The organism is Brevibacterium picturae (genome assembly GCF_900105045.1).
Lineage (GTDB): Bacteria > Actinomycetota > Actinomycetes > Actinomycetales > Brevibacteriaceae > Brevibacterium > Brevibacterium picturae.
Genome location: NZ_LT629739.1, coordinates 3,324,099 through 3,340,080 on the forward strand (window position 1 = coordinate 3,324,099; position 15,982 = coordinate 3,340,080).

Here is a 15,982-nt window from a genome sequence, read left to right on the forward strand (position 1 = left end):
AATTAGCCAAGCTCGAAATTCGCGTAGACAGAAGGTCGATTTTCGGCGCCTGCATCACACCTCTCTCCACGCGAAATACCGGGCCAGGCCGGGGCTCCGACGGACTCGACCCCGACGCTCGCCGTTCGCCTCCCGCCGCTCGCCGGTCCTGGGCGCTGGCAGCCACTGACACGTGGCAACCACCTCGGCCGCATGCGGCTGTGAACTTCCTCCAATGCGCAACACACGCCCGGGAGCCTCCCGGATCATCATGGAGCTGTTACGTACAGTGGAAGCGGCCGAGCCATCCGCGACATGATTGAAGACCCCCTTGATCAAATTCGACTCAGTTTCGAAGTCCTACGACGCACGCTCCCGCAGAGCACTCGACGACATCTCGTTCGAAGCAGATCGCGGAGAGTTCGTGTTCCTCGTCGGCGCTTCGGGCTCGGGTAAGTCCACGGTCATCCGCCTCATTCTGCGCGAAGAGGTGCCCAGCACGGGCCGGATCCACATCGCGGGAAAATCGGTCGTGAAGATGCCCAGCTGGAAGGTGCCCTACCTGCGTCGGGGGATCGGCACAGTGTTCCAGGACTTCCGTCTGCTGCCGAACAAGACTGTCTTCGCCAACGTCGCCTTCGCACTCCAGGTCATCGGCAAATCCCGGGCGGCCATGTCGACATTGGTCCCCGATGTGCTCGAGACCGTGGGACTGGACGGCAAGGAGAAGCGCTACCCCAACGAACTCTCCGGCGGTGAGCAGCAGCGCGTGGCCATTGCCCGTGCCGTCGTGAACAAGCCGGGGATCCTGCTGGCCGATGAGCCGACAGGCAACCTCGACCCGAACACCAGCGCCGACATCATGTCGGTGCTCGAGAAGATCAACCGCAACGGAACCACGGTGCTCATGGCCACTCACGACGGAGAGATCGTCAACCGGATGCGCAAACGAGTCATCGAGCTCTCCGAGGGAACAATCGTCCGTGACGTCGAAGAGGGCACCTACGGAGTCGCCTCATGAGGGCCGGATTCATCCTTTCCGAGGTCTGGTCAGGACTGCGCAAGAACGTTTCGATGGTCCTGTCCGTGGTGCTCGTGACCTTCGTGTCTCTGCTCTTCGTGGGTGCGGCAATCCTGCTGCAGATGCAGGTCGGGCAGATGAAGGACTACTGGTACGACCGCGTCCAGGTCTCCATCTTCCTGTGCCCGCCGGACTCCGAAGCCACCAACTGCGTCGAGGGCGAGGCCACCGATACGCAGAAGAAGAACATCGAAGACCAATTGAACAGCTCGGAGCTCGCCCCCTACGTCGACGAGGTCTACTTCGAGGACAAGGCCGAGGCTTTCGATCACTTCCAGGACCAGTTCAAAGGCACCAGCCTCGAAGGCACCGTTCCCGAAGATGAGATGAACGAGTCGTTCAGGGTCAAGCTCAAGGACGCCGAGAAGTACGAGATCATTAAGGAATCGTTCTCCTCCACCCAGGGCGTCGAGGAGGTCGTTGACCAGAATCAGCTCCTCGACCGCCTGTTCGGCGTTCTCAACATCGCCACCGTCATCGCAGTCGCGATTGCAGGCATCATGCTGCTGTGTGCGATGCTCCTCATCGCCACGACCATCCGGCTCTCCGCGTTCTCGAGACGCCGAGAAACGGGGATCATGCGCCTGGTGGGTGCGTCGAACACATTCATCCAACTCCCGTTCCTGCTCGAGGGCGTCATCGCCTCGGCAATCGGGGCGACTCTGTCCGCTGGCACCCTGGGACTGCTCGTCCACTTCGGCGTCAGCGGATGGCTGCAGGGACAGGCGACGGGCTTCAGCCTGATCTCCGGAGTCAATGTCCTCATCGTGGCCCCAATCCTCATCGCCATCGGTGTGATCATGGCCGGGGCGTCGTCCCTGATCACCCTGAACAAGTACACGAAGGTCTGAGATGAAACGCAGACTCGGTTTAGTGATCACGGCGGCAGTGCTCACCGTCATCCTGCCTGTCACCTCGGCGGGGGCCAATCCCAGGGATGACAAGAGCAAGGTCGACGACCGAGTCAAGGAACTCCAGCAGGAGTTCGAAGGCCTCGACGAGGACCTTGCCCGAGTCATCGCCGAACGAGACGCAGCAGAGGAGAAGCTGCCCGACGCCGAGGCCGCCTCAGACAAGGCCGATGATGCGCTGGCAGAGGCCATAGAGAAGGACGATGCCATGGCCGCTCGCCTCACCTCGGCCCAGAATGCGCAGAAGGAACTCAAAACGTCGATCAAGGACGGCGCGGAGGAGATCGAGAAGCACAAGACCTCGGCCGCACGCATCGGGCGGCAGGCGTATCAGAACTCCGGGATCACCTCCGACCTGGCGATGCTGCTGCAGATGGCCGAAGGCACCAGCGCCGATGGAGGGATTGGGCGTGTCGACTCTGCCGTGCGGTCGCAGCAGCGCACGATCGACAACCTGTCCGAGCAGCGGGCCGTGAACGAGAACAACGAAGAGCGCCTCTCCGGTGTCACCGATGAGATCTCCGACCTCAAAGACGAAGCCGCCGAGGCTGTGCTGGCCAAGGAGGCCGCGCAGGTCGACGCGAAGAAGAAGGCCGACAAACTCAACGACATCATCACTGCGAAGGATGATGCGGAAGAGACGATCTCGGACAACAAGGCCGAGACCGAGGCGCAGCTGCAGAAGGAGAAAGAGGAGCAGGACAGGCTGGCGAAGAAGGTCCGCGAGTGGGAGAAGGAGCAGGAGAAGAAGGGCAAGTTCGTCTATGGCGACGGCGAGTTGGCCAATCCTGCCAAGGGATACCCCACCACCTCACCCTTCGGTTATCGCATCCACCCGATCACCGGTGCGAAGAAACTCCATTCGGGCACCGACTTCGGCGTGCCCTGCGGAACCCCGATCCACGCCGCCGGTGATGGCGTGGTCGTCGGTGCTGGCTGGACTGGCGGCTACGGCAACAGAGTGGTCGTCTCCCACGGCAAGATCGAGGGCGATTCGATCGCCTCGACCTACAACCACAATACGAAGGTCAAGGTGCACGCGGGGCAGAAGGTGAAGAAGGGCGATGTCATCTCGATCTCGGGCACGACCGGTGCATCCACCGGCTGCCACCTGCACTTCGAGATCATGAAGAATGGTGGCTACGTCGATCCGATGCCCTACATCTCCTGACCGCTACTTGACCTCGCCGAGGCGGCCCCTCAGCCGCCGTTATCGTAGTCTTCCGTACGCGATATCATTGAGCTAAACTTGTGGGTCTGCGTGTCTACGCGATCAAGCAGTCCTCCAGGGCTGACTGTCACTGGACGGGCGCGCTGAGTCAAGATACAGAAAGGAGGCCGGGCATGCCGAAGGAAACTGGCAAGAACGTCATTGCGAGGAACCGCAAGGCACAACACGACTATCACATCTTGGATACGTGGGAGGCCGGCCTCGTGCTGACCGGAACAGAGGTGAAGTCACTGCGAGAGGGCAGGGCATCGCTGAGGGACGGATTCGCGCTGATCTTCCAAGGTGAGGCGTGGCTTGAAGGCGTCTATATTCCCGAATACACGCAGGGAACGTGGACGAACCACACCGCCAGGCGGCGTCGGAAGCTGCTCCTGCACCGTGATGAGATCCTCAAGATCTCGCAGAAGGTGAAGGAGTCGGGACGGACCTTGGTTCCGCTCGAACTGTACTTTGATGGATCCCGCGCCAAGGTCGAGCTCGCACTGGCCAAGGGCAAGCGCGAATGGGACAAGCGTCAGACGTTGCGCGAGGCGCAGGACAAGCGTGAGGCCGAGCGTGCGATCAAGGCCAAGCAGTTCCTCTGAAGCTGCCCTTTTGAGCTCATTGTTGCGGCTGAATTTCCGGTCTCGGGAATGCAATTGGGTCGTCTGGTGTTGAGGGAGTATGCTGGTTATTCTGATCGGTGAATGACCCTGTTCGTACAGGTGAACGCGCTGATCGGATTTGGTAAAAGAATATGGGGATGATCGGTTTCGACGTTGGACACTGCGTCGGGAGAAGCGGGCCGAGAAAGTAGAGTCATCTCGTTAATGTCCTCTGCAAAACAATAGGTGCTAAGTCTAATAACCGCACCGATTTCGCCCTCGCTGCCTGATAAGGCCGAGCTGCGAATCCGTCAGTCTAGAGTTGCTTCCGCTCTAGTTCCTGGCGTCGCTTAGGGAGCCACTGCTTCAGATATTCGTTGAGGGTATCTGAGGGACTTTTACTCAACTCCGTTCGTTGATCCACGTGTTCGTGCGAGGATCAGAACCTAAGAAACTATTTCACGAACTGCGCCCGGAGAAGTCCTGACAATCTGCCGACGGACGCGGGTTCGATTCCCGCCATCTCCACTCCAAGGCCCCGGGTTCACTGCGAACTCGGGGCCTTTCTGTTTGCCTATTGCGTGTTCTAAGATTCAGCACAAGAGCAATTCGAATCTCGAGAGCACGACGAGAGCTGTAAGGACCGGAAGAACGAATGAACAACTTGGACGAAATCAGGGCGGCGCGCCTCAGTAATATGGATGAGTCCACTCGTGCTGATTACGAGGCCGGGTATGAGGAAAATGACGAAGGCATCCGCATTTCACAAATCTTCTATGACGTGCGTAAGAGTCTCGGTCTGACCCAGTCTGGTCAGCGCCTGTTCATTACTTGACACGTGACTTGGGGCTTCATCGCCCCAACCCGTAAGCTCCTTGTCATCGGCATCGTCGTCTGAAGTCACACCGTGTCAGCGAGTCGAGCGTGTTCTGCGCCGACAACTCCCAATATTGCGAGCAATATTGTCTCAATGTTGTATCGTTCGCGCGGGCTTAAACGTTCCCGGACTGCGCTTCCGATTCCGGACGATAACATCACTGACATAGGTAGTGTCTGGTATTGCTTATGCGGCGATCGACTACCTCGCCTTGTGGCCATATTGACCAGACGGCAGGCGACCGAGAAGTTCAGTTTGTATGAGTCGATCTAGATGTATGGATGCTGTTTCGGTTTCTCCACGGTGGAGACGTACTTTTAGTCTGACTTGTGCGGGCTGACGTTTGAGTATGAAGGAATCGAATCTTGACGGATATAGCAGATCAACTGAAGGTATTGGCCACCTAGCTGGAGCGGACGCGAAGTGACCTCAGTACTGAGGAAGCAACAAAAACAACCTTGATCATGCCGTTCATCCAGAGCGTATTGGGATTTGATGTTTTTGATGGAACCGAGGTCATCCCAGAGTTCGTGGCCGATGTGGGAATGAAGAAGGGTGAGAAGGTTGACTTCGCAATCGTCAATGATGACGAGATAGCGATTCTCATCGAATGCAAGAAGGTTGGTGAGTCACTCAGTCTCGAGAATGCCGCGCAGCTTTTTCGCTATTTCACAGTTACGACTGCTCGTATTGCCATACTTACGAACGGCAATGAATACCGGTTCTATACGGATCTCGATGCGCCCAATAAGATGGACTCCCAGCCCTTCCTGGAACTCCGAATGGATGATCTCGATAGCAGTCTGTTCCCTGAAATCGAGAAACTTCGCAAGTCCAATTTCGACCTTGAGTCAGTCCTTTCGGCTGCGGAAGAACTGTGAGCTTCAGCGATGAATGGCGGTTGTTTTACAGACTGAGATGGCGGCTCAAGTCGAGAAGGATTAATAGGCGAGTCTCTTCCGGTCCATATCGTGGTCGTCGAGACTACCTAGAGCGGTGACGACTCATCGCGTTGAGGATCACACGAGAGTGGACCAGTAGTCCCAGAAGCGGTTGGCGATCAAAACGATGATGAGGAGGAACCAGCCAGTCAGGATCGCTCCACGGTATTCGTGGAGCAGGTTGATCCACTTTTGTCCCTTGCTCAGTGATCTGAGGTTTCGGGTAGAGGTGTACCAAAAGATGGGGATCGTCACTGCCCACACTGCCATGCAGTAGGGACATAGTGCCCCGATGACGTAGAGGCTCTGATAGATCAACCAGTGCACGAAGATGACCGCGAACGTGACACCGATCTGAATGGTGCCCAGTACCAGGCGGTGTATCGCCCTCCAGCGAAAAGACCTACGCCGATAGCCGCGACGATGGCGAAACCTGCGACGCCGATGATCGGGTTGGGAACACCAAATGCCGCGGCTTGCGGAGTCGCCATTACCGAGCCACAGGAGAGAACTGGGTTGACGTTGCAGCTGGGGATATAGTCCGGATTGGCGGCCAGTGTCATCTTCTCCACCAGCAACACCACAGCCGCTATCAACCCGATGAGCCCGCCTACGACGAATAACGCTGCCAGGCCACGGGACGACGTGACCGGGGTTTCTTGTGTCTCCGTCTCGTTGCCGGTCTCAGTCTTGGAGGGCAGCATCGAAAGCTTCCTCCAGGTCAGTGACGCTTTCGGGTTGGAGCTTCTCGCCGTCGAGGAAGAACGTTGGCGTGCCGGTGACTCCGAGGGCCTGCCCGTCCTTCTGGCTCTGCTCAACGCGCTCGAGAGTGGCCGGATCATCATAGGCTGCGGTGAACTGGTCCATGTCCAGGCCGAGTTCCTTAGCGTAACCAGAGAACTTCTCGCGTTGTGATGTCTCCTGGTGGCCCCATTCGTCTACCGTTTCGAACAAACGTTGATACATCGCCTCGAACTCGCCCTGTTCAGCAGCCGCCTCGGCGGCCAGGGCTGCGTTGACGGAGTTGTTATGTAAGGGCATATGACGCACGACGAATGTGACACGGTCCCCGTATTCCTTTCGCAGGTCCTCGATGACCGGGTAAAGAGACAGGCAGCCTTCGCACTCGAAATCAAGGAACTCCACGAACACGGCTTCGCCACCCTTAGACAAGCGGGGGCTGTCATCGCGGACCAGTAAGTCGGCGGTGTCTGCACTGGTGGGTGCGGTGTCCGATTGTGGTTCGTTGCTGTCGTCATTGAACACCAGCAGACCGGCGAGGACGAGGGCGGCGACGCCGATCATTGCTAGGGAGATTTTCACGCTGCGGCTCAACGGTCGCTCACTTTCACGTAGGTCTTCGAGGATGGCATCATGCTGGCATCACTCACATCGGATGGGTGGAAAAACTGCGGTTCGTGTAAACGGATCTGCGCTCAATGACAATGACAACCGCCCTTGCAATCTCATGCACCAGTCTGGAAGCCACAATATTGAGAACAGCGATGGAGAACGGAAGGCATCATGATGCTATCCAGAACCCAAAAGACATATCCAGTCACTACTGGTCGCCCAGTCTTGGCTGGATCCAGGCTTAGGGCATCGTTCTCACGATTGTGATTGTAAATTCGACCGCGGCTGACTTCACTGTAAATGCTGATCCGCCTGCCGGAACTCTCGATGCTCAGTTGCTCGCGTTGGTGCGCACGTACAGTGCTTCGGCGATCCTGCGGTCGAGCACCTCCCAGTACGAGCGGCCGTCGAGATACTGCAGCCTGATCTCGATTGGTCATCATTTCAATTCTGGTCGTCGCGGATCATGAAGAGCGTTCCTGCAACCGCTACTATGACGATCACGATGTCAGCGATGTTGCCGATGAACCAGTTGCCGTAGGCGAGGAAGTCCACGACGTGCCCCTGCGCGAATCCTGGTTGGCGGAAGAGTCTGTCTCCGGCGTGCGAGGCGGCGGCCCCGCCGAGCGCACCGATCCCCACCGCCCACCCGGGCCGTCGGACACGAAACGCGAAGACAAGCGCGGCAATGGCGACGGCCACGGCCACCAGAGCAAACACCCAGGTGAACCCCTCGCCGAAGGAGAACGCCGCGCCGGGATTGTAGGCGAGCTGCAAGCCCAGCAGGTCACCGACCAGCGGGATTCGCTCACCCTCGATGAGCGTGGCCTGGGCCCACGCTTTCGTTCCCTGATCGATTAGGACGACGACCAGGGCCAGCAGGAGCGACGCTGCGGTGAGCCGCCAGCGCCCCCTCTGCGGCGGTTCTACCGACGCCGGCTCAATGTCGGAGGTCGCGTCCGGGGTCATGCGAGGGCCTCGATGAGGCGGATGATGACGCCGGACTCGACCAGGATGAACAGGCCCAGTCCGATGAACACGACCGGGACGAGCCAGTGCTCGACGCGTTCGAGCGTTTCGGTGACGGCCTTGTGAGTTCCGATTAGGCGTCCGGCCGCGCACCACACGGCGACGAGTATCAGAAATACGACGATCATGATCGTGACGTCGCCGGGCGAGCTGGTGCGGAAAATGGGCGTGTAGAGCGAGATATTGTCGGCCCCGTTGGCGATCGTGATCCCGGCGACGCCCCACAGCCCGACCGCGGCGATCTTGTCATCGTCATCGCCGTTGCGGCGCAAGCCGCGCACGAGGGCCCAGATACCGATGCCGAGCGGGATCAAGCCGAGGAATCCCACCCACTCATCCGGGATGATCGTGAGACCGAGCGCAGCGACCACGCTGATCACGACGAGGGTGATGAACCCGAGGTACTGGCCCACGACGATCTGCCATGGACGAAGCTGGCCTCGGCGAGAGGCGAGGAACAGCACTGTGAGCACGACGATGTCGTCAATGTTGGTCGCAGCGAACAGTCCGATCGCTGATCCGATGGTCGTGAGCATCAGCTCTCCAATCGTGATCTGCGGGTGCGGGCAGCACGCAGACCATTGAGGATCACGACGACCTCCGCGACCTCATGGACCAGGACGACAGTGGCGAGCCCCAGGACCCCAAACAGGGCCAGAGGGAGCAGTACGGCGATAATCAGCAGCGACAGAATGATGTTCTGATTAATGATCCGCCGACCACGGCGGGCGTGATCGAACGCACGCGGGATCAGGCGGAGGTCGTGGCCGGTGAAGGCGACGTCGGCGGACTCGATCGCTGCGTCGGAGCCGGTAGCTCCCATCGCGATGCCAATATCCGCGGCCGCGAGAGCCGGGGCGTCGTTGATGCCGTCTCCGGTCATCGCGACTGACCCCACCTTCGACAGATCACCGATCGCAGCAGACTTGTCCTCGGGACGCAGCTCCGCGCGCACGTCATTGATGCCCGCCTGGCCAGCCAGCGCACCAGCGGTCCGGGCGTTGTCTCCGGTGAGCATCGTCATCCCAATGCCCTGATCCGCGAGCGTGCCGACGACCTCGGAGACTTCAGGGCGCAGCTCATCACGGACACCAACCGCCGCGGCCGGGAAGCCGTCGCGGTGGACGATCACGACGGTCATGCCTTGCTCTTCCAGGGTTGAGACCTGGCCACCGAGCTCGCCGGCGTCGAGCCAGCGGGGGCTGCCGACGGTGATACGAGCGCCGTCGACAATGCCTTCGACGCCGTATCCGGTCTGCTCGGTCACGTTCGCAGCTGCGGGCACACCGGGTGCAGATGCCGTGATCGCTGCCGCGAGGGGATGCGTGCTGTGCTGCTCCAGCGCCGCCGCCCAGGCCAGCGCCTGCGTCTCAGCAACGCCGTCCACGGTCAGGACGGCGGTGACCGCGGGCTCGTTGCGGGTCAGGGTGCCGGTCTTGTCGACGGCGACGTGCCGGATCGTGCCGAAGCGCTCGAAGACGGCACCGGACTTGATGATCACGCCGAACTTGCTCGCCGCACCGATCGCGGCGACGACCGTCAACGGCACCGAGATCGCCAACGCACATGGAGAGGCGGCGACCAGCACGACGAGCGCACGCGTGATCCACACATCCGGGTCACTCAACAGCGACCCAAGGATCGCGACCACCGCAGCGAGGATCAGAACGCCGGGCACCAGTGGACGGGCGATCCTGTCCGCGAGACGAGCACGCTCGCCCTTCTCCGTCTGTGCCTGCTTCACCAGCTCGACGATCGTGGTCAGCGAGTTATCGGTGCCCGCCGCAGTCGTCTCGACCTCCAGCGCGCCCGAGCTGTTGATCGCGCCCGCCGACACCTCATCACCCGGATCGACCTCGACCGGAATCGACTCCCCAGTGATCGCCGACGTATCCAGGCTGGAGCGCCCCGAGCGGACGATCCCATCGGTCGCGATCCGCTCGCCTGGGCGGACGAGCAAGATTTGCCCGGCAACCAGCTCCTTCGCGGGGACCTCGACGGAGACGCCGTCGCGCAACACGATCGCCGTCTCCGGCACGAGCTTCAGCAACGCCCGCAACCCGCCCCGGGCGCGGTCCATCGCCTTATCCTCCAGCGCCTCAGCGATCGAATACAGGAACGCCAGAGCCGCAGCCTCCTCGACATACCCGAGGATGACAGCGCCGATCGCACTGATCGACATCAACAGCCCGATACCGAGCTTGCCCTTGAAAAGCTTCCGGATCGCTCCCGGAGTGAACGTCGACGCGCCCAGCAACAGACCGATCCAGAACAGCACAAGCCCCAGGATCTCGAGGGCGGACCAATCGAAGATCAGCCCGGTCAGGAACGCAACGCCGGAGAACACCGGCACCATGATTCCGCGATCCTTCCACCAGGGCCTCTCTACTTCTTCGATTTCCTCTCCCGCCGTGGCAGCAGGCTCGTGCTCGCAGCCGCACGCCGCGCTCACGCGTCGGCCCCCGCTCCGCAGCACCCCGGCACTATGCACGCCGAATCCACGCACGGCGCGTGCTCATCCACGGCCAGCGTCACGTCCACCAGCGCGACGAGCGCAGCAGCGAGGTGCGGATCGGCGATCTCGTATCGCGTCTGTCGGCCCTCCGGCTCAGCGACCACGATCCCGCAATCGCGCAGGCAGGTCAGATGGTTCGACACGTTCGAACGCGTCAATTCCAACTCTCGAGAGAGCACAGCCGGGTAACTCGGAGCGTCGAGCAGCGTCATCAGAATCTTGGAGCGCGTCGGATCCGCCATAGCCCGGCCGAGCCGGTTCATGACGTCGAGGCGTGAAGCAATAGTCAGCATGTACTGAACTATACAGTGCCAGCTGACCTATGTGTAATCTAGAGTCGCATGCTTGATCACCGATACCGTGAAGCCGTTTTTGACCCACAGTGGTACACAAAGAGGCTCAACGGTAAGCGCTGCGGCGCGGAAGCGGATATGCCCAATAAGGAATGGCCATCACCCTCCTGCCTGCTCGGCGGTGAGCTTAGACAGCTGTGATCCATATCCCCGCTGGCAGGCCATGTGATTCGAGTCTGAATTCTACGAATTGTAGAATTATCTTAAGAATTCATACTGCCCAAGGAGCCAACGTGCAAAACACCTATGCGCAGCGATCGCGACTTCGATCCTTTTCCCGCCTGGCCTACGGGAGCGCTTTGCTCGCGGTCACGCTGGGTGCGATCACCGGATGCGCTCCCGCCGACAAAGGCGTCGAGGACACTTCCGGATCAAATGATCAGGGGTACGTGGCGGGCACGGGAGTGATCACGCAGATTCCCGAATCGCAACGCTCAACACCCGTGCAGCTGGCCGGAAACACGACGAACGGGGATGCCTTCGACCTACAAGAATGGCAGGGTAGCCCAGTGGTATTGAACTTGTGGTACGCAGCGTGCCCACCGTGTCGAGAAGAGGCACCAGACCTTCAGGAAAGCTACGAATCGTTTAGCGAGGAGGGAGTGGCCTTCCTGGGAATCAATGTCCGAGATGAAGCTGCTGCGGCAAACGCATTTGCTCGACAATTCGGCATCACCTACCCCTCCATGCTCGACAAAGAAGGGCGGGCAGTGGCGGCCTTGAGCGGTCTTCTTCCACCGCAGGCCGTACCGTCGACGGTGATTCTCGATTCCAAGGGCCGTCCTGCTGCTCGTGTCGTCGGGATCGTCGATCGCTCGACTCTTGATGGCCTCATCACTGACGTACTTGCCAAAGACACGTGATCGCTGTGGCAACGATCGGTGAACAGTTCTCACAGATAGCAAGCTCGGGCCCGATGCTGCTGGCAATCCCGATTGCTGTGATCGCCGGGATCATCTCGTTCCTGTCGCCATGCGTGTTACCACTGGTGCCTGGCTATCTTGGCTATGTCACTGGACTTGCCGGGAAGTCACTCGAAGATCAGAAGACATTCCGCGTGGTCATTGGTGTGTTCTTGTTCATGCTCGGCTTTTCGGCAGTCTTCGTCTCAATTGGACTCGTCTTTTCTCTCACAGGGATACTTCTCAGCGCCTGGGCGGACGTGATCAATCGCATCATGGGTGCGATCGTCATCGTGGCAGGGATCATCTTCATGGGCGGATTGAGTCTCCTCCAGCGGGAGTGGCGTATCAAGAGCCGCCCTCAGGCGGGATTGTGGGGAGCACCGCTTCTCGGCGGAACGTTCGCGTTCAGCTGGGCCCCGTGCATGGGGCCGACATTAGCGGCAGTACTTGCTTTGACGGCCAGTTTCGGGCCGACAGGATCCGGTGCCTTGCTTCGCGGGACCATATTGACCCTCAGTTATTGCCTGGGTCTTGGCATTCCCTTCCTGCTTGTCTCTTTGCTACTCATCAGAGGCGGCGGTCGCATGAGGTGGGTCAAAGATCATCATGCAGCAATTACCCGTGCGGGAGGGGCCGTTCTCATCGGAATCGGAATACTGCTGATCACTGGAGTATGGACTCAATGGGTCAACGGACTGCAGGGGCTTATCGGTGGATTTTCCACCGTGGTCTGAAATGACCGTTCACTGACACATGGATTCAAGTCTGAAGAGTGAGCGCAGATATCTCTCGAAAACCTTTAATTTTATAAGACGGTCGAATCGAAGGACCGGCACCATCATGAAGGCTCGAAATTGCGGTCTTGGAATTGTCTCGACAACTCGTCTCGCAGAAAACTGTCTCATAGTCGCGACACCTCGGGCTTTGTAAGTCATTCTGGGATACACGCGAGTTAGTGCCGCATTGTTGCCTTAGGTCGGAAGTAGGGTGGGCCCATGACGAGTCGAGTTGGGGACCTCGTTGTCAAGGCCCAAGACCCAGATCGGCTGAGCCGATTCTGGTGCGAAGCGCTCGGATACGAGGTTTCAGCCAAGGACGAAACTGGAGTCGCGATCTCCGGAGCGTCGAATGCCCCGGCGATTCTCTTCGAGCGCTCGGACGATACTTTCGCGGATGGAACTTTGCATCTCGATCTGTGTCCTACCGACCGGAGTCAAGAAGACGAGCTCGAGAGGCTCTTGTCTCTAGGTGCGAAGCCAACTGACGTAGTGCCGTCAGGTAGCTGGTACGTCCTCGCGGATCCGGAAGGCAATAAATTCTGTCTCATGGCCAGGCGCATCCCAAGGGAGCCTGAAGACTTTCACGATTGATGCGGGCTAGTCGCGCAGCGCGGGAGGGAGCTCGACATTCAATTCTTGTCGGGTAGTCCATAAAAGAATGCGGAAATCGTGAACTCAGTACCGCCACGAAGTGTTGACAGAACACCGCCAATTATCGCTGAAGCTCACACGGAAGAACTTAAATACGTCTCGGCGGCGAAGCGGGAGTTCGCGTCGGAGGCCCGCGAGCTTTCGTATGACATGGCTAGTGTATTTCTCCCCAGGATCTACAGCGGTCGGTTGACTGCGAAGGTTCGGGAGCAACTGACACCACTCGTCGCGAAAGGTTATGCGCAATTCATCTCGGACCAGGTCAACTATCGTCTGCAGACTGCCCTAGGCGGATCTCAACGATTTGAGACTTCTCCGGCCAAGGAAGAAGCCGGAGGAGAATCGTTGGCAGAGGAAAAGGTGGACAGCGATATCGTGACAACTGTCGACGAAATCCAAGGTCACTTGATCGTCCAGGCCATCCTTAGCCGCGACCTTGATCCGACTCGTGTGACGTTGCGAGACACAAAGTCCTACTGCGGAATCTTGATGGATGACAATAACCGCAAACCGATCTGCCGATTCTATTTTCATAACCCTGACAACCTGCGGATCGGGCTATTGGATGAAGACAAAAACGTGACACTTCACCAACTCAACGGATTGCCGGAGATCTACCAGCACACGGATGCTCTGCTTGAGGCGGCATCGCGGTACGCGTGAGTCTTGTCTAAAACGAAACCGCCCGGCAGCTCAGTTTGTTGAGTTGCCGGGTCTTATTCTTGTGCAAGCTGTGTTACGTGCTCAATGAGCTTGAACACCACAAAAATTGAATCGTAGAGGAGAGACCGGCCACGACTGCGAAACGACAGACCGAGCTGTATTCGCCTCTACGAGTTCACGCGGATGACTTCCTCCTGATACGGCGCAATAACCGATCCCGAGATCCGCAGGTCGAGCACCAGGAACTTCCGTTCGTCGACCGGAGTCGCCTTCCACTCGTTGACGACCTCGAGGTCGGCCAGCGAGCGAACCGCTACACCCTGTCCACCGGCAGCACTGCCCAGGGCCGCGAAGTCGATCTCGTCGATGAGCATCGGCGACTTATCCAGCCCTTTGAGGCCATACAGGTTGACCTCGGCACCATAGGCAGCGTCGTTGAACACAACGGCCATGCCTCGCCCACCTGCTGAACGAATTGCCGTGTCGAGATCCGACAGGGCCATGGCTCCGCCGCCGTCGCCGGTGGTGAGCACGATCGTCGAATCCTGATTCGCGCGGGTGGCTCCGGCAACGCTGTGCCAGCCGAGGCCGATCGATTGGAACGCTGTGCCGACCATCGCCAGACGGTCAGGGGCACTGGGCTCCCAGAACATATTCGCCCAGGCGATGAAGTGCCCACCGTCGGAGACGACGACTCGGTCCTCCGGCAGGATTTCGCCCAGTCGTGCCGCAGCAGCACGCGGATCCAGCCGACCATTCTCGGCGAATTCCGATCCCATCGCGTAGACCCGGTCGGCAGTGGTATCCACGGTCTCGCGCCAGCCGCTCGCACACGCATTGCGTGCCTTCAGCCGAGAAACCAGTTCGCCTGCCGCCAGGCGAACGTCTGCGCGGACGAACCCACCGACGCGGGCGTTCGTTGCCCGATCATCCGTGTCGATCTGCCAGACGGTAGTCGAAGGGTGGAACAGGTCCCCGAAGCGCATGGTGAACTGGTTGAGCGAGGCCCCGAAGACCACAGCGACATCGGCCTCGCGGATACGCTCCATCGCCTCCGGAGCACCGAATCCTCCGGCCACGCCGAGGTCGTACTCGGAGTCCGGGAAGACGTTGCGGCCCAGCGCCGTGGTCGCCGTCAACGCTCCGGTGGTCTCTGCCAGGGCGCCGAGCTCTTCCTCTGCGCCAGCCAACCACGCACCACGGCCGGCCAGCAGGACCGGACGCTTCGCCTCGGCGAGGGCAATCGACAGACGGGCGAGCGAGGTCTGCGCGAACTCGGATGACGGAGCCAGGGGAGTGGAGTGCCCGGGTCCCGGAACCGAGGGAATCTCGCCGATGTCGAGGGTAGCGACATCGTAGGGGATCGCCAGAACGACGGGCACCCGGTAGGTCAGCGCGTGTTCGATGGCGGTGACTGTCGCCGCGGCCGCATCGACGCGGCCCACGGTATAGGTGCGCACTCCCACTGCCGAGGCCATAGCGATCTGATCGACGTCCCAGGGTCGCGGGCCGGACGTCGGTTCGTCACCGACGACGAGGACGAGTGGAACCTTGGCCTGGGCCGCCTCGGCGAGGGCTGTGAGCGTGTTCGTGAACCCGGCACCGTAGGTCGTGGTGGCCGCTGCGATCCGTCCGGAGGTGCGGAAGTGCGCATCGGCGGCGACGACGGCGCCTGCTTCGTGTCGGACGGCGGTGTAGGTCGCCGAGGTGGAGGTGAGCAGGGCATCGAGGAAGTAGGCGTTTCCGTTGCCCATGAGTCCGAAGATTTCGCCGATGTGGTGGGCCAGAGTGTGTGCGACGTGCGCCGATGTGTGAGCCATGTGGGACCTTTCGCGGATGAGATCGGATATGGAAAAGGGGATCCATATATGTCTCACTCGCGGTGTTCGCGGCTTCGCGCTCCTTTTTCGAGCGCCGGCTTTTCGGCAGCAACCGGATTCGACGTTGGCACTGGCCTGACAACATTGAATATAGGCGATGGTGGGCCCTGAACCAAGTCTAGTCTGTGACGACGAGCGGATACATGTGCTGGTCAACGAGCGATGCACAGGTTGAACGTCGAGAAACGCACGCGCACAGAGGAGTCTCTGCGCTGCGTGCGTTACTCGACGTTGGCCCGGCCAGCGGCCG

Annotated in this window: 16 protein-coding genes, 1 other RNA gene and 1 pseudogene; 11 read left to right on the forward strand and 7 right to left on the reverse strand. The window is 59.8% G+C overall.

The window, feature by feature from the left end; genetic code table 11:
- The first annotated feature begins 310 nt into the window (after nt 1-310).
- The 7 genes from ftsE (at nt 311) to BLT92_RS15165 (ending at nt 5,544) form a co-directional block, all read left to right on the forward strand.
- Nucleotides 311-1,000 carry a cell division ATP-binding protein FtsE gene (gene ftsE / locus BLT92_RS15135; RefSeq protein ID WP_092106865.1) on the forward strand — a complete coding sequence of 230 codons (690 nt, stop codon included), beginning with the start codon at nt 311-313 and terminating at the stop codon, nt 998-1,000.
- Nucleotides 997-1,911: a permease-like cell division protein FtsX gene (ftsX, locus tag BLT92_RS15140; RefSeq protein ID WP_092106866.1), complete on the forward strand. Its 915-nt coding sequence runs from the start codon at nt 997-999 to the stop codon at nt 1,909-1,911. The genes ftsE and ftsX overlap by 4 nt, the downstream gene beginning before the upstream one ends.
- Before the next feature lies 1 nt (nt 1,912).
- A complete protein-coding gene (locus BLT92_RS15145) occupies nt 1,913-3,142 on the forward strand; it encodes a M23 family metallopeptidase (protein WP_092106868.1) in 1,230 nt (409 codons plus the stop codon).
- Nucleotides 3,143-3,315: 173 nt separating this feature from the next.
- Nucleotides 3,316-3,786: an SsrA-binding protein SmpB gene (gene smpB, locus BLT92_RS15150; RefSeq protein WP_092106870.1), complete on the forward strand. Its 471-nt coding sequence runs from the start codon at nt 3,316-3,318 to the stop codon at nt 3,784-3,786.
- 154 nt (nt 3,787-3,940) lie between these two features.
- Nucleotides 3,941-4,317, forward strand: a transfer-messenger RNA (tmRNA) gene (gene ssrA, locus BLT92_RS15155).
- Nucleotides 4,318-4,441: 124 nt separating this feature from the next.
- Entirely contained in the window at nt 4,442-4,621 is a 180-nt protein-coding gene (locus BLT92_RS15160) for a hypothetical protein (protein WP_092106872.1), read from the forward strand.
- A 506-nt stretch (nt 4,622-5,127) separates the two neighbouring features.
- Nucleotides 5,128-5,544 carry a type I restriction endonuclease gene (locus BLT92_RS15165; RefSeq protein WP_092106874.1) on the forward strand — a complete coding sequence of 139 codons (417 nt, stop codon included), beginning with the start codon at nt 5,128-5,130 and terminating at the stop codon, nt 5,542-5,544.
- Between the two features lie 138 nt (nt 5,545-5,682).
- On the opposite strand, the pseudogene BLT92_RS21285 reads toward BLT92_RS15165, so the two are convergent.
- From BLT92_RS21285 to cmtR, 6 genes and pseudogenes are all read right to left on the reverse strand, one after another.
- A pseudogene (locus BLT92_RS21285) lies at nt 5,683-6,308 on the reverse strand (vitamin K epoxide reductase family protein).
- Complete coding sequence (locus BLT92_RS15175; protein WP_092106876.1) at nt 6,289-6,909, reverse strand: DsbA family protein; 621 nt, start codon at nt 6,907-6,909, stop codon at nt 6,289-6,291. The pseudogene BLT92_RS21285 and the gene BLT92_RS15175 overlap by 20 nt, the downstream one beginning before the upstream one ends.
- Nucleotides 6,910-7,401: 492 nt before the next feature.
- Nucleotides 7,402-7,926 (reverse strand): signal peptidase II, encoded by a 525-nt coding sequence (locus BLT92_RS15180; RefSeq protein ID WP_009885364.1) that lies wholly within the window; start codon nt 7,924-7,926, stop codon nt 7,402-7,404.
- Complete coding sequence (locus tag BLT92_RS15185) at nt 7,923-8,522, reverse strand: cadmium resistance transporter (RefSeq protein ID WP_009885365.1); 600 nt, start codon at nt 8,520-8,522, stop codon at nt 7,923-7,925. The genes BLT92_RS15180 and BLT92_RS15185 overlap by 4 nt, the downstream gene beginning before the upstream one ends.
- Nucleotides 8,522-10,438 (reverse strand): heavy metal translocating P-type ATPase, encoded by a 1,917-nt coding sequence (locus BLT92_RS15190; protein WP_092106878.1) that lies wholly within the window; start codon nt 10,436-10,438, stop codon nt 8,522-8,524. The genes BLT92_RS15185 and BLT92_RS15190 overlap by 1 nt, the downstream gene beginning before the upstream one ends.
- The gene (gene cmtR / locus BLT92_RS15195; RefSeq protein WP_009885367.1) at nt 10,435-10,794 is read right to left on the reverse strand and encodes a Cd(II)/Pb(II)-sensing metalloregulatory transcriptional regulator CmtR; all 360 of its coding nucleotides are present in this window, start codon (nt 10,792-10,794) and stop codon (nt 10,435-10,437) included. Before cmtR ends, BLT92_RS15190 begins: the two co-directional genes overlap by 4 nt.
- 293 nt (nt 10,795-11,087) lie before the next feature.
- On the opposite strand from cmtR, the gene BLT92_RS15200 reads away from it, so the two are divergent.
- The 4 genes from BLT92_RS15200 (at nt 11,088) to BLT92_RS15215 (ending at nt 13,852) form a co-directional block, all read left to right on the forward strand.
- Nucleotides 11,088-11,717 (forward strand): TlpA family protein disulfide reductase, encoded by a 630-nt coding sequence (locus BLT92_RS15200; RefSeq protein ID WP_092106880.1) that lies wholly within the window; start codon nt 11,088-11,090, stop codon nt 11,715-11,717.
- Nucleotides 11,714-12,493, forward strand: a complete 780-nt coding sequence (locus tag BLT92_RS15205) for a cytochrome c biogenesis CcdA family protein (RefSeq protein ID WP_092106882.1) — start codon at nt 11,714-11,716, stop codon at nt 12,491-12,493. The genes BLT92_RS15200 and BLT92_RS15205 overlap by 4 nt, the downstream gene beginning before the upstream one ends.
- 261 nt (nt 12,494-12,754) lie before the next feature.
- Nucleotides 12,755-13,129 carry a VOC family protein gene (locus BLT92_RS20650; protein ID WP_092106884.1) on the forward strand — a complete coding sequence of 125 codons (375 nt, stop codon included), beginning with the start codon at nt 12,755-12,757 and terminating at the stop codon, nt 13,127-13,129.
- Between the two features lie 78 nt (nt 13,130-13,207).
- The gene (locus tag BLT92_RS15215) at nt 13,208-13,852 is read left to right on the forward strand and encodes a hypothetical protein (RefSeq protein ID WP_092106886.1); all 645 of its coding nucleotides are present in this window, start codon (nt 13,208-13,210) and stop codon (nt 13,850-13,852) included.
- 167 nt (nt 13,853-14,019) lie between these two features.
- Here BLT92_RS15215 and BLT92_RS15220 read toward each other — a convergent pair whose 3' ends face one another.
- Nucleotides 14,020-15,672 (reverse strand): thiamine pyrophosphate-binding protein, encoded by a 1,653-nt coding sequence (locus tag BLT92_RS15220; protein WP_092106888.1) that lies wholly within the window; start codon nt 15,670-15,672, stop codon nt 14,020-14,022.
- Nucleotides 15,673-15,982: the final 310 nt, after the last annotated feature.